Here is a 19,189-nt window from a genome sequence, read left to right as displayed (position 1 = left end):
GCTCTTACCAGCTGCTCTTCCAGCGCAACAGCCGCATGGCATTGGCTGTCACCAGGGCCGTCGCCCCGGTGTCGGCGAGGATGGCGGGCCACAGGCCGGTGATGCCAGCGATCGTCGTCACCAGGAACACTGCCTTCAGCCCCAATGCCATTGTAATGTTCTGTTTGATGTTGGCCATGGTTGCTTGGGACAGCCTGATCATGGCGGCGACGTCGCCGACGCGTCCATGCAGCACTGCTGCGTCAGCCGTTTCAAGAGCCACATCGGTGCCGCCACCCATGGCGATGCCGACATCGGCCGCCGCAAGCGCCGGCGCATCGTTGATGCCATCGCCGACCTTGGCGACCCTGAACCCCTGCCGCTTCAACTCACCGACAATGCGCTGCTTGTCCTCGGGCAGCAATTCGGCGAGCACCTCGATGCCGAGTTGCTTGCCGATGGCAGCGGCGGTGCGCTTGTTGTCACCGGTCAGCATGACTGTTTTGATGCCCGCATCGGTCAGCGCCTTCAGCCCGGCGAATGCGTCCGGCCGGGGTTCGTCGCGCATGGCGATGAAGCCGGCAAGAGCGTCGTCGATGAGCAGCACCGACACCGATTTTCCTTCATCGTTCAATGCCGTGATGCGTGCGGCCAGGTCGGCTGGCAGCGGCGCCTTTTCGCCGGCAGCGGCCGGCGAGCCCAGAAACAGGCTCTTGCCGCCGACGCGACCGACGACGCCCTTGCCGCCAATCGCCCTGGCCTCGGCAGCAGGTGGCACCGGAACCTTGTCAGCATTGGCCCTTTGCAGAATGGCCAGGGCCATCGGATGGCTGGAACCGGTCTCGAGCGCTGCCGCGAGGGAAAGGATCTCGCGTTCACTGGCGCCGACTGCAACCACGTCGGTTACCTGCGGCTTGCCGAGCGTCAGCGTGCCGGTCTTGTCGAGCGCCACGGCAGTGATGGTGCCGAGCCCTTCCAGAACCGCCCCGCCTTTCATCAGCAGGCCGCGCCGGGCTCCGGCCGAAAGCGACGCCGCAATTGCCGCCGGCACAGAAATGACCAGCGCGCACGGACAGCCGATGAGCAGCAGCGCCAGACCTTTGTAAATCCCTTCGTTCCAATCGCCGCCAAGGAGCAGCGGTGGCATGATCGCGACGAGCGCCGCGACGGCGACCACGCCGGGCATGTACCAGCGCGAGAAACGGTCGATGAAACGCTCGGTGGCCGCCTTGCTTTCCTGCGCCTCCTCGACGAGCTTGACGACCCGTGCAATCGTGTTGTCGGCGGAGGCCGCCGTCACCTTGATGCGCAGCACGCCGTCGCCGTTGATAGTGCCGGCAAAAACCGTGTCGCCAACGTTCTTGCCCACCGGGACGCTTTCACCCGACACAGGCGATTCATCAATGGCGCTGTCACCCTCGGTGATCTCGCCATCAGCCGGAATCCGATCACCGGGCCGCACCAGAATGATGTCCCCCACGGACAGACTTTCGGCCGGCACCTCGCGGCTCGTCCCATCCTCTTCGACTAGCGCCGTCTTGGGAACCAGTGTGGTGAGCGCCTGGATGCTAGAACGTGCCTTCCCGGCGGCCACCCCTTCCAGTAGTTCGCCGATCAGGAACAGGAAGACCACTGTCGCCGCTTCCTCGCCGGCGCCGATAACGACAGCGCCGGCGGCCGCCACGGTCATCAGCATTTCGATAGTGAACGGAATGCCGGCGAGTGCGGCCATGACCGCCCGGCGCGCGATCGGCACCAAGCCGAGCAGCACGGCAGCGATGAAGGCCCATGGGCCGGTCGCGGGCAAGGCGTAATGAACCGCGAAAGCCACCGCCAGTGCGACGCCGCTGGCGATGGTCAGGCGGCCCTTGGCGCTGTTCCACCATGGCCCAGACATCGGCGCATCATCGTTGCCATGCAATCCCGCTAATTTCTTGTCGTGACTGTGCGTTCTGTGGTCATGGTCGGCCAATTGATCGGAGGCCGGCGCTCCAGACTTGGCGGTCAGCGGAGCAACAGCGTAGCCGAGGCCGGTGACTTTCCTCGCGATCGCGTCAAGATTGCTTTCGGGAGTATGAATGACCGTCAGAGTGCCTACCGAAACGGATACGCTAACATCCTGCACACCAGGCATCCGCCGCACGAGGATATCGATTTTGCTGGCACAGCTGGCGCAATCCATGCCTTCCACGCGGTAGCGGGTCTGTTGTTTGGTCGCAGCCATGGTGAACCTCTTGCGTCTTCGATCGCGACGCTACATCCTCTAGTGACTAGAGGAGCAAGCGAAAAAATGTCAGCAGGTGTGACCATCGGTGAAGCAGCCCGACGCAGCGGCGTGAAGGTTCCAACCATCCGCTACTATGAGCAGATCGATTTGCTTCCAGCGCCTGCCCGCAGCGAAGCCAATCGCCGGCATTATGAAGCGGCCGACTTGCGCCGGCTCGCCTTCATCAGGCACGCGCGAGAGCTTGGGTTCGAGATCGAGGCTATCAGGACGCTGCTGACGTTGCAGGATAATCCCAATCAGCCCTGTGGAACCGCCGACGCCATCGCCCAAGCCCGACTGGCTGAGGTCGTCCAGCGAATACGCAGCCTTACGGCATTGAAGATCGAGCTGGAGCTGATGGTTGAGGGCTGCCGGCAAGGGAAAGTCTGCGAATGCCGTGTTATCGAGGTGCTGTCAGACCACGATCAATGTGAGAGTCCTCACCATTGATTTGCCGGATCAGAACTCGCACCAGCGCCGATGTCGCGGCATGCGGAGCTTGCAAAAGCCGCACTTTGCAGTCAACCTGAGCGGATGATGGCACGCCTGTCGCCAAAACGCCTCCTGGTCATGCTGCTCGCGTTCCTCGTGACCGCCGGGTTCAGCCTGTCCGCCGCCCACGCTGCCGTCATGTCGGCCAGGATGGCGATCGATGGCCGCATGATCATGGCCGCAGATGCCGGCAACACCGACGCCGACATGGCCAAGATGGCCGATGCGAAGGGCGGCGACTGCAGCGCTTGCCTCAAGAGCTCGGCCGACAACGACAAACCGATGCAATGTACGCCGACCTGCGTCGCACCGGTTCTGGCGGTGCTGCCGGAAGCTCTCCCCGTGACGGGACTGCTGCGGGCAGGGCTGCCGCCGGCGCTTCCCGCCGCGTTCCTGCACGGGCGAAGTCTGTTGCCCGAGCCATTCCCTCCAAGACCCAGCGCTCTCGTCTGACGCCGTTTCTGCCGTTCCGCGGCTGATTGGCGGCGTTTGATCGCCCGGTAGCGTGTACCGCGCAACGGGCGCGGCAGCAATTCAATCGATGTCGCGATGTTCGCCGTCGGTTACCGCAGGGGTCACAAGGGTGAATTCCGTTTCAAGTCCGTTCATAACGCGCCGCAAATTCCTGCTTGCGGCGGCAAGCATTGCCGCCTCCGCGCCGATCCGCCCCGCACTGGCGCTGGCTACCGGCGAACACCGGATCAGGGTGGCGCCAGGCCAGGCACGGCTCACCGGCCCCGATGGTCCGCGCACTCCGGTATGGGCCTATGATGGCACGGTCCCAGGCCCGACACTGCGCTTGCGCCAGGGGCAGCCCGCTCGCATCGTCGTCGAGAACGGACTGGACGAAGACACGACGGTTCACTGGCACGGCATCCGCTTGGCAAACGCCATGGATGGCGTGCCGGGATTGACCCAACCGCCGATCAGGCCGGGCGAAAATTTCCTGTACGAGTTCACCCCGCCCGATGCCGGCACCTTCTGGTACCATCCGCATGCCGACAGCCTCGTGCAGCTCGGCCGCGGCCTCGCCGGCGCACTCATCGTCGAGGAAGCCGAACCGGTCGCGGTCGACCGCGAGCTGCTATGGCTGCTGCAGGACTGGCGGCTCACCAAGGATGGGCAAATCGCTGCCGGCTTCGGCAACATGATGGATGCGGCGATGTCGGGCCGTGTCGGCAATGTCGTCACCGTCAACGGTGCACCGCCGGCCGACCTGACCGTGAAGGCCGGCGAGCGCGTCAGGTTGCGGCTGGCCAATGCGTCACTCGCTCGCATCATGGCTTTGCGTTTCGAAGGCCACCGTCCGGTCATCGTCGCCATCGACGGCCAGCCCTGCGACCCGCATGAGCCGGAGGGCGGACGCTTGGTGCTTGCGCCCGCCATGCGCATCGATGTCGTGCTCGATATGCAGGGCGACCCAGGCAGCCGACATGCGGTGATCGACGATTACTACGATGGCCTTGCCTACACCCTGACCACGCTCGCCTATGATGCCGGAGCGCCGCTGCGCGACCATCCTCTCGATGCGCCGATTCGCTTGCCGGGCAATCCGCTGCCAGGCCCCGACCTGGCCGAGGCCGAACGCCAGGAGATTGTGCTGCAGGGCGGCATGATGGGTGGCGGCAAGCTGGCCGGCATCGGCGGCATGATGGGCATGGCGATGCCCGGCATGAACGGCGCCGCCTGGGCAATCAACGGTATGTCGATGACCGGCGACGGCCACGCTGGAATGGCGCCGCAGTTCACGCTGTCGCGCGGCGCCACCTGCCGTCTCACCATGCGCAACGAAACCGCCTGGTGGCACCCCATGCACGTCCACGGCTTCAGCCTGTCGGTGCTTTCGCGCAACGGCTCGCCGGTACCGCACCGGCAATGGCAGGACACGGTGCTGCTCGCCCCCAAGGACACGATCGAATGCGCCTTCGTTGCCGACAATCCCGGTGACTGGATGCTGCACTGCCATGTCGCCGACCACCAGATGGCCGGCCTGATGACAGTGTTCCGCGTGACCTGAAAGTCTTATCCAACCAAGGAGAACTGCAATGAAACTGACCTACCGCCTAGCCGCACTGTCCCTGCTGATCGCAACGCCGCTGCCTGCCTTCGCCGCCACGATCAACGCCGTCATGTACAAGAACCCGCAATGCAGCTGCTGCGAATCCTACGCCAACTATCTCGAGCACAACGGCTTCAAGATCGACATCAAGCCGGTCAACAATCTCTCTCAGATCAGCAGCGATGCCGGCGTGCCGGCCGACCTCGAAGGCTGCCACGCGCTGATGGTCGACGGCTATGTCGTCGATGGCCTGGTGCCGGTCGAGATCGTCAAGAAGCTTTTGACCGAACGCCCGGCCATCACCGGCATAACGCTGGCCGGCATGCCGACGGGCGCTCCAGGCATGGGTGGTGAGAAGCAAGGCCCCTTCGTCGTCTACGCCTTCACCAAGGACGGCAAGGCACCCACCGTCTACGCGACCGAGTGAGGCTGTTGTGAGCAAACTGGCCATGGTCCTGATTGGCGTGCTGCTGGCATTTTTGCTGCCGGCATCCGCCGCCGAGCCACCGCAGAACTTTGTCGTCCACGAGGCGCCCGTCCCCATACCGGAAATCAGCTTCGAGGACGGCAATGGCAAGCCGAAAACGCTTGCGGATTTCCACGGCAAGGTCGTGCTGCTCAACATCTGGGCGACATGGTGCGCGCCCTGCCGCAAGGAGATGCCGACGCTCGATCGTCTGCAAGCGAAACTGGGCGGTCCGGATTTCGAGGTCGTCGCGCTGTCCATGGACCGTGCCGGTCCTGAGATTGTGAAGAAGTTCTTTGCCGAGATCGGCATCAAGCACCTCGCCCTCAACATCGATGCCTCGGGCAAGGCCATGTTCGCCATCGGCTCCGTCGGCCTTCCGGCAACCCTGCTGATCAATAGCGATGGCAAGGAGATCGGCCGGCTGATTGGGCCGGCCGAATGGGACGCGCCCGACATGGTCGACTTCATCCGCAGCCGCATCGCCGCCGAGTGAGAAAGGAACAGATATGTCCGGGTTGAAGGCTCGCTGCGTCGCATCGGCTTTGAACGAGTGGAGGTGTTTGCTGCTAAGCGTAATTGCCATTGCGGCGCTGACCGCGGGCTTTTCGTATCAGGCCCAAGCCCACTCACTCGATGAAATCGACGCCATGCTTGAGGGCGACGAGAAATATTTCCAGACGATCGACAAGCCGGCACCTGATTTCACGCTGCGCACCGCCGATGGGCGTGTCGTGCGAACGGCAGACCTGCGCGGCAAGGTGGTCGTCCTCCACTTCATCTACACATCGTGCCCGGATGTGTGCCCCCTGCACGCCGAGAAGATCGCCGAAGTCCAGAAAATGGTGAACGGCACGCCGATGAAAGGCCAGGTCACCTTTGTGACCATCACCACCGACCCTGCCAGGGACACGCCGGACGTGCTCAGCAAATACGGGCCGGCGCACGGGCTCGACCCCGTCAATTGGCTGTTCCTGACCACGACGGCGGATCAGCCGGAGGATGCAACCCGCAGACTGGCGGAGGTCTTCGGCCACAAGTTCACGCTGACGGATGATGGTTATCAGATGCACGGCACCGTCACCCATGTGATCGACAAGGAGGGCCGCTGGCAGGCGAATTTCCATGGCCTGAATTTCGCTGCGGTCAATCTCGTCACCTTCGTCAATGCGCTCACCAACAATGTCGAGCGCCCGCACCATGAGCCGGAAACGGGATGGTGGGCGAAGATCAAGGGCATGTTCTGAGGCACCATTCGCATGCCGGCGGTCCGGCGAAACAGAGGGAAGGAGAACCCTGTGATCCACAAGTCCAATCCACTGCGCGAAGCCATCGGCAAAATGGCCCGTGCCTTCGTTCTGGCCGGTGCAACGGTCTGGCTCGCGCTCGATCCTCACGGTCAGGCGATCGCCGCCGGCGAGATGTCCCAGGACCAGTTCGATCAGCGCATCCACGACTATATCCTCGCGCATCCCGAAGTCGTCATGGAGGCGCTGCAGAGCCTCGATGCCCGCCAGCGCGAGGCTGCGGCAAAAGAGGCGAAAGCCGCCCTGGCGGCCAAGGCCGACGATATCTTCCGGGACCCGGTGAGCCCAGTCGGCGGCAACGCCGAAGGCGACGTCACCATGGTCGAGTTCTTCGACTACAACTGCCCCTATTGCCGGCAGGTTGCGCCGATCATGGCGCAAGCCGTGGCCGACGATCCGCAGCTCAAGATCGTCTACAAGGAATTCCCGATCCTCAGCACGGATTCCGTATTTGCTTCCAAGGCGGCTCTCGCCGCAATGCGCCAGGGCAAATACATGGCATTCCACAAGGCCTTGTATGCGGTGAAGACGCGGGTGACCGAAGCGGTCGTGCTGAAGGTCGCTGCCGACGTCGGTCTCGACGTGGCTAAACTGAAGACCGACATGCAGCGGCCCGATATCCAGGCGTCGATCGACCGGAATACGCAACTCGCCCAGGCGCTGAAGATCAGCGGAACGCCAAGCTTCGTCGTTGGCGAGCAGATTTTCCCCGGCGCGACCGACCTCGCAACGATGAAGAAACTGATCGAGCAGGCGAGGAACAGCAAATGAGCCGGATATGCTATCCAACCCGACGGACGGTTGTTCTAGGCAGCGCCTTTGGCGTCGCTGCGGTCGTGGGCTTGCTCAAGAGACCGGATTTGGCGATCGCCGCGGAGGATTCCGATCTGGTGCGCCGTTTCAAATATCTCAGCCAGAACGGCAACAGCACGTGTTCGGCCAAGTTCACGGAGTCGATCGCGACCATGCCGGCGATGTCGCGGATCACGGGCTCGTGCTGCAGCCCTATGGAGACGAAGCGCTATGCCGAGCAGGTGAGTGGTTTGTCCAGGTACCGCGAAATCGCGATGATCCCAAGCGATCCGTACGATATTCCGGCCGGCATCGCACAGAAGATGATGCCCTACTACGATGTGAAACTCTCCGGCGACGAGCAGCAGGCCTATGACTATGCGATGGCTAATTCCAACGAGAAAGGCCCTTGCTGCTGCCAATGCTGGCGCTGGAAAGTATATGGCGGATTGGCGAAGTTCCTGATCCGCGAGCACGGTTTCACCGGCAAGCAGGTCGTCGACGTCTGGGATCTCTCGGACGGCTGCGGCGGAGGTATGTAAGACGACCAGGACGTGGTGGACACTCCGGTTGGCAGGACAGGGCGACAGGGCGGCCGATCGGGTTTCCTCGTCGTCTTGACCGAATTCCCCGGCGAGCTAATTGCCTTCGCAGTCGCCGATGCTTACCGACGAAGGCGGGCCTTCACTGACCGTAAAGGTGATTGCAATGATGAATGGTCCAATGGGTACATGGATGATGGGCGGCATGGCGCTCGTCTGGGTCCTGGTGTTCGTCGCCCTCTTGCTCGCGATTGCAGCCCTGGTCAAATACCTGCGAACCTGAAGCCGTAGACACCTTCAGGCATACGGCTATGCGATGGTAATTCCGGGGAGAAGGGGCCAGTTGCTGCCAGCGGTGGCGATGGCATGTAAGGCGACCAGGGCAGCACGACGCCGCGTCACTCGTCAGGCAAAGCCTGGAACCGGCTTGGTCTTGCCGCTCAGTTGCGCGCCCAACGTCAGGGTCTGTGGAAAATTCCGGACGATCGCCGCCATCAAGGTGGCGCTGCCGGGGCGAAGGGCAATTCCGGCAAGGGCCGCGGCGGCGTAGACCCGCGTCGAAAACAGTCTTTTCCAGGCCGCCTCATAGCGTCTGGCGGCGGCCTCGCGCCCTGCCCGGCCACTTGGCGCGGATGCGAGTTCGCAGGCCAGCAGCCAGCCGGACTGAAGCGCCATCGAGATACCCTCGGCGATGACAGGATGAGACTCTCCGGCTGCATTGCCGACGCGGAAGATTTCCCCTTCGTAGCAGGAGCGAATTCCCGGCCGGATCGGACCTGCGGCAAGCCACGGACCGTCGAGAAGCGCCGGTTCCAGGGCGTCTCTCACGCCCCGGCATGAGTCCACGAGATGGCGGGAGACCGCATCGGCGGCCGACACATGGCTCCGGCGTTTGGAGCCACGTTGTTTGCGTAACCGCGCCAGCATATCGCGGCGAATGCAGCACGAGATCGACAACCGGCCATGATCCGCCGAGACCATGCCACCATAGCCGCCGGGGAAGGCCAGCAGAGGCATCAAATCCGGCGCGAGCGACGACCCGGTGAAATGCGCCTTGAAGCCGAGCAGGTCCGATGGGCGATTGGCCTTTCCGAGCTGGCTGGGCAATGGTCCCGGTTCCCAAGAGCCGTGTGCGGCGACAATCACCGGCGCACGCAACATCGTCGTTTCGTCCCCGGCTTGAATTCGCACCCCTTGCATCTCGCCATCCCGCTCGATAGCGACGGCGCGGCAGGGCTGAAAGATTTCGACACCCGCCGATCGCGCCGCCTGCAAAAGCAGGGAATCGAGAATGTCCCGGCCGAGCGCCCGGCCGAAACCAGCTTTTGCAGGAGGCCCAGCTCCTGCACGTGGCATTGGCGCCTCGACGCAGGTCTCGCCGGAAAACAAGCCGACGCGGCGGATGTCGGGGCCGGCATTGGCACGCCAGGCATCGCCGATCTCCAGCCGGTCGAGAAGCGCAAGATTGCTTGCCGAAATATATTCGCCGCAGACCTTGCGGCGTGGAAATGCGGTCTTTTCCACAATTGCCACGGCCCATCCGCGCCGGGCCAGCGTGAGCGCGACGGAGGTGCCCGCCGGGCCGGCACCGATGACGATCGCGTCATGAGTCGACAATCGCGTCATGAGTCGCTGCCGGTACTGGCGCCGACGAAGATGTGGGAGAAGAGGCCGGCGCGCCGTTCCTCGACCGGTTTGCCGTTGGCCGCAAGCCAGAGGCCGGAAAGCTCGCTGCCGCGAAAGCCGGCACGCACGCTTTGCGCCGCGTCGTTCCGTGTGACGTCGTTGGCGCCGATTGCCGGGAGAAGATGGGTCGCGGCCAGCGCCAGTTTCGCGCGCAACGGCTCTGTCGCCAGCAGCAACGGGGCTTTCGGCCTAATCAGCGAAAACAGATGCATGAGCTGTGCATCATCGAGGTGATGCAGGAACAGATTGACGGTGACGGCGTCGAACCGTACGCCCTCGATCTTTTCTGCCCAGTCGAAGACATCGGCGGTGACGCCTTCGGCCTTCCATCCCAACCTGTCAAAATCACCGCGCAATTGCGCCGTGACGAGGTCGACGCGGTCGAGCATTACCAGTTCGACCCCAGGCCAATGCCTGGCCATGCGCCGCGCCACCGCGAGCATGAAGGAGCCATCGCCGGCGCCGATCTCCAGGATGCGGCGTGGCGATTTTGGCACAAACCTCTTCAGCAACGACGTCATGATCGGCACCTGAAACATCAGCATGTTGATGCGCCGAAGGTCGCGACGCGCGGTCAGCGCTCGCGGATCGTCGGCCGCAAGTCCGTCGAGGATTTCCGGCGCAAGCTGCCGATGCTCCAGGCCGCTCATGACACCGTTCGAAAGAGCATGGTTTCGGCCGTCAGCCCGGGTCCGAACGACATGCCGCAGCCGAGCAAGCCGGGTGGCGCGTTCAACATCTCTTTCATCACGAACATGACGGTCGCCGACGACATGTTCCCATACCGGCGCAACACCTCGCGCGATGGTTCCAGCGCGGTGGGTTCCAGTTTCAAGGCCCTTTCGACGGCGTCGAGAACCGAACGTCCACCCGGGTGCACGGCCCATAGGTCGATCGCCTCGGTCGGCCGGCTGCCGAGGATGGCGGCCTGGTTGTTCCGCAACGCTTTATGAATCGCCGCCGGCACCTGGCCGGAAAGAACCATTTCGAAGCCGTGGTCGCGAATATTCCAGCGCATCAGGTCCCGCCGTTCCCTCGCCACCAGACAGTGAAAGCTATCGAGCTCGATGCCGGCCGGCTCGGCAGTGATGAGCGCAGCCGCGCAGCCGTCGCCCCAAAGGCAGAACGACAGCAGTTTTTCCAGCTCGGTGGTTTCACGCAGATGCATCGTGCAGAGTTCGATATTGACCAGCAGGACCTTGGCCTGCGGCTCGGAGCGGACGATGTGGCGGGCCAGCTTGAGGCCGTTGATCGCCGCATAGCAACCCATGAACCCGATCATCGTGCGTTCCACGCTGTCCGGCAGCCCGCAGCGCGCAACCAGCTCGAGATCGATGCCCGGCGCCGAAAAACCGGTGCAGGTGGTGACGATGAGATGGGTGATGCGGGAAGCGTCGTCGCCAAGCTGCAATCCGTCGATGCCCTTTTGCGCAAGGACAGGTGCGGCATCGTCGAACATCGCCATTCTCGCCGCCGTTCCGGGAAACGCGCCGCGGATAAAGGTCCCGGCCAGGTCGGCGGATGGTCCTTCGGGATCGGGCGCCGGCGCAAAGCAGGAATAGCGGTGCTCGATGCCGGCAAGATCGGCCATGCGTTCGAAGAGTCTCCGGCGATTGGCCGCGAGCATGGAGGCCGCGAAACGCAGGTAGAATTGATGAACCTCGTGCTCCGGCACCGCCGTCGCGATCCGGTTGATATAGGCCTTGACCGGCATATTCTGTCTCCTCGGCGTCTGCACGGTGTAGCGTGCCGCCGGAGGGTCCTTGCTCATCGGCAACCGGAGTGGGCGCCGAGTTTGAGCGCTGTTCGATAAACGTTTCCGAAAACTGATTTCTTCCCGAAGGTTCAGTATGCGCTGTTGGCAGGCAAAACGGTTGGAGCGGGTGGGCGGTTGCGTCGGGCGTCCAAAATCGCCACATCATGTTGACCTTCCATCTACTGGAAGGTCTATTTCCTCCGACAAAGGAGATTTCCGACATGAACATCGGCGTCGCATCCGAAAAATCCGGCCTGCCGGCCAAGACGATCCGCTACTATGAGGATATCGGGCTCTTGCACCCGGCCCGGACAGACAACGGCTATCGCGATTACTCGACGGCAGATATTCACCGGCTGCGCTTCCTGCAGCGCTCGCGAAGCCTGGGGTTTTCGGTCGACGAATGCCGCCAGTTGCTGTCGCTGTACCAGGACAGGGAACGTGACAGCGCCGACGTGAAGGCAATCGCGAAAGCCAAGCTGGTGGAGATCGACAGGAAGATCGCCGAACTGGTCGGATTGCGCGGCTTGCTCCACCATCTGGTCAGTCACTGCCACGGCGACGAGCGGCCGGATTGCCCGATCATCGACGAGCTGGCAGGACAGGGCGCGGCCCAGTGAGGCTCGCAGCAGCTGTAACGGTGCTGTCGCTTGCCTGCGTCTCTGTCGTGCTCGCTGCCGCCCATTCGAGCCGTGATGCGATCATCGAGGCTCGCCAGGCCTCGATGAAGGAAATGGCCGCGGCGGCAAAGGCGATCGCCGGGATGTTCGACGGCAAGCAGGCGTACGACGCCGCGGCCTTCAAGGCGGCGGCCGAGACCATCCGCGCCCGCACTGGCCCTGCCCTGATTGCCGAATTCCCCAGCGCGACATTGGGTGCGCCTTCAGGCGCCAAGCCGGATATCGACCCCGCCCGCGCGGAGTTCGAAGGGCTGGCACGCCACATCGGAACGCTGGCCAGCGCCCTGGCCGCCGACGCCGAGCGGGCACCCCCGCATATCACCGACGACATGAGAATGGCTTCCGGCTTGGCAATGGGCGGTGGCAGCCTGCTTGGCAAGCGACCATCACCCGCGGAAGCCGATCCCAATAAATTGCCGGCGGAGCACCTCCTGCATCTCATCTTGCAGGATTGCTCGAGCTGCCATTCGAAGTTCCGGCAAAAGGTCGAGTGATAGCGTCAGCTCCGCAGCTGCTGATCCGCCATGAAATTGCGCCAGCCGCCGAAATGCGAAATCTCCTCTGCATTGGTGAGGCCGGCACTTTCGACGAGGAAGCCTTTCGGCGAAGTTCCGTCATCGAGCAGAAGCGTGCCGATGCCGAGCGGCGGCGGGATCGCGGCGACGAAGCGGCCGAAGGCTTGCGGCGACAGCCGCCAGACTTCAACCTCGATCGTTGTCCCCTTGCCGTTGCAGCTGCGCTCGAGCCCCGGTCGAGGCACCGACTGGCCGGCGAGCGCGTAAAGCCGGTAGAGCGGCGCCGTTCTCGCAGCCCGGGCGAAAATCGCGCCGAGCTGCTGCAACTGGCCGTTCAGGGCCATCCCCGATAGATGGGCGCCGACCACGGCCAGCTCGATCGTGCCTTCATCCACGTCCACACGAACATCGCCACGCGGCGGCAGCGGCCAGCCTGTAGCGCCCAGAGAAAGGCGGCTTGCCGCATGGATGTCGCGGGCAAGCGACGCCGTCAGGTGGTCCTTGCCCGCCGCGGCAAGCAAGGTGACGCTCATCGGCAGACCGTCGCTGCGTGTTCCGCTCGGCACGGCGATGCCGCACATGTCGAGCAGGTTGACGAAATTGGTGTAGGTGCCGAGCCGGCTGTTGGTGACGATCGGATCAGCCAACACCGCTTCGACCGTGTAGTGCGTCGGCGCGGTCGGCACACAGAATAGGTCGACCGAGGTGATGACCGGCGCAAGCCTGGCCTTGTAGGCCTGCAAGGCATAGAGCCCGTTGAAGGCGTCCGCGGCTGAAAGTTTTCGCCCGCCGCCGATGATCTGCCGCGTCACCGGATGCATGGCGGCCTCGTTGGCATCCATGAAGTCCCTGATCGCGGCGTAACGCTCGGCTACCCAGGCGCCTTCATAAAGCAGGTTGGCCGTGGCGTAGAAATCGCCGAACGGGATTTCGACCACGCGGCAGCCCAGCTTCTCCAGCGAGGCAAGGGCGGCCTCGAAACCCGCCTGCATCGCCTCGTCGCCGAAGAACGTCCAGTCGGCCCTGGCCGGCACGCCAACCGTCAGCACCGGCGGGCACGCGGTAAGCGGTTGGATGCCGAGGTAACGCGAATAGGGATCGGCATCGTCGTTTGCCGCCGCGACCTCGAACACTTGATAGGCGTCATCGACGGTGAGCGCGAAGACCGAGACGCAATCGAGTGTCCGGCAGGCCGGCACGACGCCGGCGGCTGATAGCGCGCCGACGCTCGGCTTCAGCCCGACGATGTTGTTGAGGCCGGCGGGTATGCGCCCCGAACCGGCGGTGTCGGTGCCGAGCGCGAACGAGACGATGCCACGCGCGGTTGCGACGGCCGAGCCGCATGAAGAGCCGCCCGGCACAAGTTTCGGGTCGATCGCATTCCTCGGGATCGGATAGGGCGTGCGCACACCGACCAGGCCGGTGGCGAACTGGTCGAGATTGGTCTTGCCGACGACCAGTGCGCCGGCGGCCTTGAGCCGCGCGACGACGGTGGCGTCTTTCGCCGGCAAATAGGCATATTCCGCGCAGCCGGCCGTCGTCGGCATGGCGGCAACATCGATGTTGTCCTTGACCGCGAACGGCACGCCCCACAGCGGCTTTGCCACGGGATCGAACGGGCCGAGCTTTTCCGCCTCGGCAAGCATCTCCGCTCTGCTCGCCAGATGGATGAAGATGCCCGGGTCATCGGACGCTGCGAGCCGCGCATCGACCGCATCGATCATCTCGCCGATGCCGATGCCGGCCTGATAGGCAGCGTGCAAGCTCGCTATATCGAAGTGGATGTCGCTCATTTGGCCTCGCCCAGAATGACTACCGGCAGGTTCCACTGGATGAGCACGACGCAGCCATCCTTCGTCCACACCGAATGCTCGGTTCCGACTAGGTTCAGGATCACGCTGCCCGCGGCATAATCGCCGTTCTCGTCGCTCTGCGTGCCTTCCAGCACGATGATCGATTCCAGCCCGGCATGGCGATGACGCGGCACGCTGGCGCCGGCCCGGTAGTTCAGGATCGCGACCGACGGGTCCATCGGTCCACCCTTGAGCAGCCAATGCGCTGTAATGCCTTCGCGAAAAGGCTCGAATGTCAGATCACGCCAGCCCCCTTGGATGAGAGCCTGGTATGCAATGTTAGGCATTGGCAATCCCCTCGAGCACCTGGTCTGTCGTCGCCGTCCAGCCGACGATGGCGCCCTGAGCCCTGATCATGGCCAGGGCAGCCGCCTTGAACTCGGGGAAGTAGCTCTCAGTGGCATCCTCCGCCAGCAGGCATTCATAGCCGCGGTCGTTGGCCTCGCGCATCGTCGTCTGCACGCAGACCTCCGTCGTCACTCCGGCAAAGACCAGTTGCTGTGCGCCGAGCCGCTTCAGGTCGTCGCCGAAGCTGGTGGCATAGAACGCGCCCTTGCCCGGCTTTTCGATGACGATCTCGCCGGGCAATGGGGCAAGTTCATCGAGGATCGCCGTTCCCGGCTCGCCGGCGATCAGCACGCGACCCATTGGACCGACATCGCCGATCCGGATCGACGGATTGCCGCGATTGCGCTTGGCCGGCGGCAGATCCGAAAGATCTGCCTTGTGGCACTCCATCGTGTGGATCACCGGCAGGCCGGCCGCGCGAAATCCGTCGATCAGCCTTTTCACTGTCGGCACGATAGCCGTGACCCGGCTGACGTCGTTGCCGAGGCTGGCGCCGAAGCCGCCGGGTTCGGCGAAATCACGCTGCATGTCGATGACGACCAGCGCCATCGCCTCAGGCCTGAAGGCAAACGGAAACGGCAGCGCCTCGATCTCCGTCATCAGTGATGTCCCGCCATGTGCTCGCCGATCGTCTGCACGCTCGCCTGCGCGATCGGCGTCTCGTAGACCAGCGCGCCGTCGGACATAACAAAGATACGGTCGGAGAGCTCGAGCAGCTCATCGAGGTCCTCCGACATCAAAAGCACCGCCGCCCCGGCATTGCGTGCCTTCATGATGCGGGCGCGGATTTCGGCGACGGCGGAGAAGTCGAGGCCGAAGCAGGGGTTCGACACGATGAGAAGATCGACTTCGCCGGTCAGTTCGCGGGCGAGCACCGCGCGCTGCACATTGCCGCCCGAGAGCGACGAAATCGGCGAAGCGAGCGAGGCCGTCTTGACCTTGAACTGTTCGACCAGACGGGCCGCGTAGTCCCTGATTGCGCTCATCCTGATCCAGTTGACCGGCTTGCCGGCCTCGTTGAGGTCGAAGGTGCGGAAGGCCATGTTTTCCGCCACCGTCATCTTCGGTGCGCAGGCATTGCGCAACGGCTCCTCCGGAATGAAGCGGACATTGAGCGTGCGCGCCTCGCTGCGGCTGGCGCCATAGGGCGAGCCTTTCACCAGAACGTCGCCGCCATTGCGCGCCCGCTGTCCGGCAAGGACTTCGAGAAACTCCTTCTGGCCGTTGCCGGAGATGCCGGCGACGCCGACGATCTCACCGGACTTCACATCGAGCTCGCCGATGTCGATGGTTTTCAAGCCGGTGCGGTCGGGTGCCTTCAGCGACTTTACCGTCAGCACCTGCCTGGCGCCGGCCGGCACCGGAGCGCGGCTGTCGAGTGCTGCAATCGGCTGGTCACCGATCATCATCGCCGCCATCTGCTTGTGCGAAAGCTCCGAGACTTTGCCGGTTCCGGTCAGCCTGCCCTTGCGCAGCACAGTGATATCGTCGGCAAAGGCCGTCACCTCGTGGAATTTATGCGAGATCATCAGCACGGTAAGGTCGCCGGTCCTGGTCATGTCGCGCACCAGGCCAAGCACTTCCTGCGCCTCGCCGGGAGTGAGCACCGAAGTCGGCTCGTCGAGCACCAGGAAACTGCGGCCGAGATAGAGCTGCTTGATGATTTCGAGCTTCTGCTTCTCGCCGGCGGCAAGTTCGGCAACCTTGACGTCGAGCGGCAGCTTGAACGGCATGCGCTGCATAAATTGCGCAAGCGCGGCGCGCTCCTTGCGCCAGTCGATGACGCCGGGCACCTTCTCGCGCGAAATGACCAGGTTCTCCGCACCGGTCAGCGACGGGACGAGCGTGAAATGCTGGTAGACCATGCCGAGCCCGAGCGCCGAGGCGTCCTTGGGGCTGGCGATCGCGACCTCACGGCCATCGACCAGCATGTCGCCGGCGGTCGGATGGTAAAAACCCATCATGCATTTGACCAGCGTCGACTTGCCGGCGCCGTTTTCGCCGAGCAGCGCATGGAATGATCCCGCCGGCACCTTGATCGAGACGTCGTCCAGCGCGGTGAAGGCGCCGAAGCGCATGGTCATGCCGATGGTCTCGACGCCGACAGCTTTCTTGCCGATGCTTCCGCTCAAGGTCGTGTCCTTACGGCAGTTGCGCGACGAAGGACGCCGAGTTCGATACCGCGCCGAACACCCCGCCCTGCATCTTGATCATCTTGATTGCAGCGAGATGGTTGCCGTAGTCGGTCGCGCCGCAGCAATCCTCCAGCATCACGCATTCGAAGCCGCGATCATTGGCCTCGCGCATCGTCGTGTGGACGCAGACATCGGTGGTGATGCCGGTCAGCACGATGTTTTCGATACCACGCTGGTGCAGGATCAGCTCCAGATCGGTGGCGCAGAACGATCCCTTGCCCGGCTTGTCGATGATCGGTTCGCCCGCCGCCGGATAGAGGTCGGGGATGATGTCCCAGCCGGCTTCGCCGCGCACCAGGATGCGCCCGCAAGGTCCGGGGTCGCCGATGCCGGCGTTGATGCGGCGCGAACGCCAGCGCTTGTTGGCCGGCAGGTCGGCGAGATCGGGCCGGTGGCCCTCGCGCGTGTGGATGATGGTGTAGCCCTTGGCCCGCATGGCTGCGAGCACCGACTTGATCGGCTCGATCGGCGCCCGTACCAGCGAAAGATCGTAGCCCATATGATCGACATAGCCGCCCGGCCCGCAGAAATCGGTCTGCATGTCGATGATGATCAGCGCCGTATTGTCCGGCCGCAGCTCGCCATTATAGGGCCATGGATAAGGGTCGGCGTCGATGTAGCGCTGGGTGATCTCGGCTCTGGCGTTCATCGGAAAAACTCCAGTCATTTGGTGATCGACAACTCGCCCGGCGCGCCGGCAAGCGTGCGGCTCGGCGACGAGGTGGCGATCATGATGATGAGCGTGAGGATGTAAGGCGCGGCGTAGAAGAGATAGTAGCCTTGCGTCACCCCGACCGATTGCAGTGCCGGGCCTAGCGCGCCGGCACCGCCGAACAACAGTGCCGCGGCAAAGCAGCCGAGCGGGTTCCAGCGCGCGAAGATGACCAGCGCCACCGCCATCAGGCCCTGCCCCGACGAGATGCGTTCGGTCCAGCTGCCGGGGTAATAAAGCGACAGATAGGCGCCGCCGATGCCGGCGAGCGCGCCGCCGACACCTGTCGCAAGCAGGCGCACGGTGTTCGGATTGAGGCCTATGGCGCGCGCCGCATCGGAGCTGTCGCCGACGACGCGCACGATCAGCCCGGCGCGGGTGTTGCGGAAAGCCCACCACAGGAACACGGCAAGTGCAGCACCGATGAGGAACAGCACATTGACGTTGAGCGCTGCCTGCACCTGCGGAATGTTCGACCAGCCACCGAAGGCGATGGCCGGCAGGTCTGGCGCCGAGGGCTGGATGAACGCCTTGCCGAAGAAGAAGGCGAGACCCGAGCCGAACAGCATCAGCGCAATGCCGATGGCGATGTCGTTCACCCCGCGGAATTTGCAGATCCAGCCATGGAACAGGCCGAAGCAAAGACCGGCACCGGCGGCGGCCACCAGGCCGAGCCATGGCGAGCCGGTCATCACCGCGACGGCGTAGGCGGTCATGGCACCGAAGACCAGCGTGCCTTCGAGGCCGAGATTGATGCGGCCGGAGCGCTCGGTGATGGCTTCGCCGAGCGAGACGAAGATGAAGGGCGTCGAAACGCGGATGGCGCCGCCGAGTATGGCAAGCGGCACGCCCCACAGGCCGATCTCGGTCGCGTCCATCAGCAGCCCCTCTTCCACAGATCGGGATTGAAGACCTTGAAGCGGCCATAAAAGGTTTCGCTGAACAGGATGACGACGAACAGCATGCCTTGCAGCACCAGCACGGTGGCGTCGGGCAGGTCCATGCGGCGCTGGATCAGCCCGCCGGAGGCGCCGATGCCGCCGAGCAGGAAAGCGACCGGGATGATGGCAAGCGGATTGTGGCGGGCAAGGAAGGCGACGAGGATGCCGGTATAGCCGTAGCCGGCGGCGAGCGAGGCGTTGGCGCTGCCTTGCACGGCGCCGACCTCCAGCATGCCGGCCAGCCCGGCAAAGCCGCCGGCCAGCCCGGTGAAGCCGACGATCAGCGGCCCGACGGCAAGCCCTTGCACCTGGGCCGCCCTGACATTGCCGCCGGCGATGCGGGCGGCAAACCCCCAGCGCGTCTTTTCGATCAGCAGCCAGGACAGGACGCAGGCGAGAATACCGACGACGAGGCCCCAGTGCACGTCCATGCCTGGAATGTTCCCGATGCGGTAGGCATCCGCCAGCGGCTCGGTCGAGGGTTTGTTGAGTGAGGCCGGATCGCGCAGCGGCCCTTCGACAAGATGGTTCATCAGCGCGATGGCGATATAGGCCATCAGCAGGCTGGAGATGGTTTCATTGACGGCGCGGTAGTGGCGG

Annotated in this window: 22 protein-coding genes; 11 read left to right on the top strand and 11 right to left on the bottom strand. The window is 63.9% G+C overall.

Going from position 1 to position 19,189, the window contains the following annotated elements; all coding sequences use genetic code 11:
- Positions 1 to 4: 4 nt before the first annotated feature.
- The gene (locus E5W70_RS13815) at positions 5 to 2,203 is read right to left on the bottom strand and encodes a heavy metal translocating P-type ATPase (protein ID WP_292658868.1); all 2,199 of its coding nucleotides are present in this window, start codon (positions 2,201 to 2,203) and stop codon (positions 5 to 7) included.
- Positions 2,204 to 2,269: 66 nt separating this feature from the next.
- Between E5W70_RS13815 and E5W70_RS13810 the strand changes: the two genes are divergently transcribed.
- The 9 genes from E5W70_RS13810 (at position 2,270) to E5W70_RS13770 (ending at position 8,186) form a co-directional block, all read left to right on the top strand.
- Positions 2,270 to 2,695, top strand: coding sequence for a helix-turn-helix domain-containing protein (locus E5W70_RS13810; protein ID WP_292658904.1), 426 nt, complete (start codon positions 2,270 to 2,272; stop codon positions 2,693 to 2,695).
- Between the two features lie 87 nt (positions 2,696 to 2,782).
- Positions 2,783 to 3,190: a hypothetical protein gene (locus tag E5W70_RS13805; protein ID WP_292658865.1), complete on the top strand. Its 408-nt coding sequence runs from the start codon at positions 2,783 to 2,785 to the stop codon at positions 3,188 to 3,190.
- A gap of 130 nt (positions 3,191 to 3,320) precedes the next feature.
- Entirely contained in the window at positions 3,321 to 4,754 is a 1,434-nt protein-coding gene (locus E5W70_RS13800; RefSeq protein ID WP_292658863.1) for a multicopper oxidase family protein, read from the top strand.
- Positions 4,755 to 4,782: 28 nt separating this feature from the next.
- Positions 4,783 to 5,223 (top strand): DUF411 domain-containing protein, encoded by a 441-nt coding sequence (locus tag E5W70_RS13795; RefSeq protein ID WP_292658860.1) that lies wholly within the window; start codon positions 4,783 to 4,785, stop codon positions 5,221 to 5,223.
- Between the two features lie 7 nt (positions 5,224 to 5,230).
- A complete protein-coding gene (locus E5W70_RS13790) occupies positions 5,231 to 5,758 on the top strand; it encodes a TlpA disulfide reductase family protein (RefSeq protein ID WP_292658858.1) in 528 nt (175 codons plus the stop codon).
- Positions 5,759 to 5,825: 67 nt separating this feature from the next.
- On the top strand, positions 5,826 to 6,509 hold the full coding sequence (locus E5W70_RS13785; protein WP_292658855.1) for an SCO family protein: 684 nt from the start codon (positions 5,826 to 5,828) through the stop codon (positions 6,507 to 6,509).
- Between the two features lie 51 nt (positions 6,510 to 6,560).
- Entirely contained in the window at positions 6,561 to 7,340 is a 780-nt protein-coding gene (locus E5W70_RS13780) for a DsbA family protein (protein ID WP_292658852.1), read from the top strand.
- Between the two features lie 89 nt (positions 7,341 to 7,429).
- Complete coding sequence (locus E5W70_RS13775; RefSeq protein WP_292658850.1) at positions 7,430 to 7,903, top strand: hypothetical protein; 474 nt, start codon at positions 7,430 to 7,432, stop codon at positions 7,901 to 7,903.
- Between the two features lie 118 nt (positions 7,904 to 8,021).
- Positions 8,022 to 8,186, top strand: a complete 165-nt coding sequence (locus E5W70_RS13770) for a hypothetical protein (protein WP_023720633.1) — start codon at positions 8,022 to 8,024, stop codon at positions 8,184 to 8,186.
- Between the two features lie 122 nt (positions 8,187 to 8,308).
- Here E5W70_RS13770 and E5W70_RS13765 read toward each other — a convergent pair whose 3' ends face one another.
- Genes E5W70_RS13765 through E5W70_RS13755 form a run of 3 tightly spaced genes read right to left on the bottom strand, consistent with a single transcriptional unit; the run spans position 8,309 to position 11,303 of the window.
- Positions 8,309 to 9,529 carry an NAD(P)/FAD-dependent oxidoreductase gene (locus E5W70_RS13765; RefSeq protein WP_292658841.1) on the bottom strand — a complete coding sequence of 407 codons (1,221 nt, stop codon included), beginning with the start codon at positions 9,527 to 9,529 and terminating at the stop codon, positions 8,309 to 8,311.
- Positions 9,526 to 10,239: a methyltransferase domain-containing protein gene (locus E5W70_RS13760; protein WP_292658838.1), complete on the bottom strand. Its 714-nt coding sequence runs from the start codon at positions 10,237 to 10,239 to the stop codon at positions 9,526 to 9,528. Before E5W70_RS13760 ends, E5W70_RS13765 begins: the two co-directional genes overlap by 4 nt.
- Positions 10,236 to 11,303 carry a type III polyketide synthase gene (locus tag E5W70_RS13755; protein ID WP_292658903.1) on the bottom strand — a complete coding sequence of 356 codons (1,068 nt, stop codon included), beginning with the start codon at positions 11,301 to 11,303 and terminating at the stop codon, positions 10,236 to 10,238. The genes E5W70_RS13760 and E5W70_RS13755 overlap by 4 nt, the downstream gene beginning before the upstream one ends.
- A gap of 263 nt (positions 11,304 to 11,566) precedes the next feature.
- Between E5W70_RS13755 and cueR the strand changes: the two genes are divergently transcribed.
- Together cueR and E5W70_RS13745 are read left to right on the top strand one after the other, a co-directional pair.
- Positions 11,567 to 11,965 (top strand): Cu(I)-responsive transcriptional regulator, encoded by a 399-nt coding sequence (cueR, locus tag E5W70_RS13750; RefSeq protein ID WP_292658836.1) that lies wholly within the window; start codon positions 11,567 to 11,569, stop codon positions 11,963 to 11,965.
- Entirely contained in the window at positions 11,962 to 12,519 is a 558-nt protein-coding gene (locus E5W70_RS13745) for a cytochrome c (protein WP_292658830.1), read from the top strand. Before cueR ends, E5W70_RS13745 begins: the two co-directional genes overlap by 4 nt.
- 5 nt (positions 12,520 to 12,524) lie before the next feature.
- On the opposite strand, the gene atzF is transcribed toward E5W70_RS13745, so the two are convergent.
- From atzF to E5W70_RS13710, 7 genes are all read right to left on the bottom strand, one after another.
- A complete protein-coding gene (atzF, locus tag E5W70_RS13740; RefSeq protein ID WP_292658827.1) occupies positions 12,525 to 14,333 on the bottom strand; it encodes an allophanate hydrolase in 1,809 nt (602 codons plus the stop codon).
- Positions 14,330 to 14,680 carry a cupin domain-containing protein gene (locus E5W70_RS13735; RefSeq protein ID WP_292658825.1) on the bottom strand — a complete coding sequence of 117 codons (351 nt, stop codon included), beginning with the start codon at positions 14,678 to 14,680 and terminating at the stop codon, positions 14,330 to 14,332. Before E5W70_RS13735 ends, atzF begins: the two co-directional genes overlap by 4 nt.
- Complete coding sequence (locus tag E5W70_RS13730; RefSeq protein WP_292658823.1) at positions 14,673 to 15,341, bottom strand: isochorismatase family cysteine hydrolase; 669 nt, start codon at positions 15,339 to 15,341, stop codon at positions 14,673 to 14,675. The genes E5W70_RS13735 and E5W70_RS13730 overlap by 8 nt, the downstream gene beginning before the upstream one ends.
- On the bottom strand, positions 15,341 to 16,873 hold the full coding sequence (locus tag E5W70_RS13725) for an ABC transporter ATP-binding protein (protein WP_292658821.1): 1,533 nt from the start codon (positions 16,871 to 16,873) through the stop codon (positions 15,341 to 15,343). The genes E5W70_RS13730 and E5W70_RS13725 overlap by 1 nt, the downstream gene beginning before the upstream one ends.
- A gap of 10 nt (positions 16,874 to 16,883) precedes the next feature.
- Positions 16,884 to 17,585 (bottom strand): isochorismatase family cysteine hydrolase, encoded by a 702-nt coding sequence (locus E5W70_RS13720; protein WP_292658819.1) that lies wholly within the window; start codon positions 17,583 to 17,585, stop codon positions 16,884 to 16,886.
- Positions 17,586 to 17,599: 14 nt separating this feature from the next.
- Positions 17,600 to 18,526: an ABC transporter permease gene (locus E5W70_RS13715; protein ID WP_292658817.1), complete on the bottom strand. Its 927-nt coding sequence runs from the start codon at positions 18,524 to 18,526 to the stop codon at positions 17,600 to 17,602.
- Positions 18,526 to 19,189, bottom strand: a 664-nt coding sequence (locus E5W70_RS13710; protein WP_292658814.1) for an ABC transporter permease, incomplete at its 5' end; no start/stop codon positions are given. The genes E5W70_RS13710 and E5W70_RS13715, both read right to left, overlap by 1 nt.

Origin of the sequence: Mesorhizobium sp., assembly GCF_005063415.1 — a bacterium.
Taxonomy (GTDB): Bacteria; Pseudomonadota; Alphaproteobacteria; order Rhizobiales; family Rhizobiaceae; genus Mesorhizobium.
Note: the sequence above shows the minus strand (reverse complement) of the source record. Positions and strands in the feature narration are given on the sequence as shown.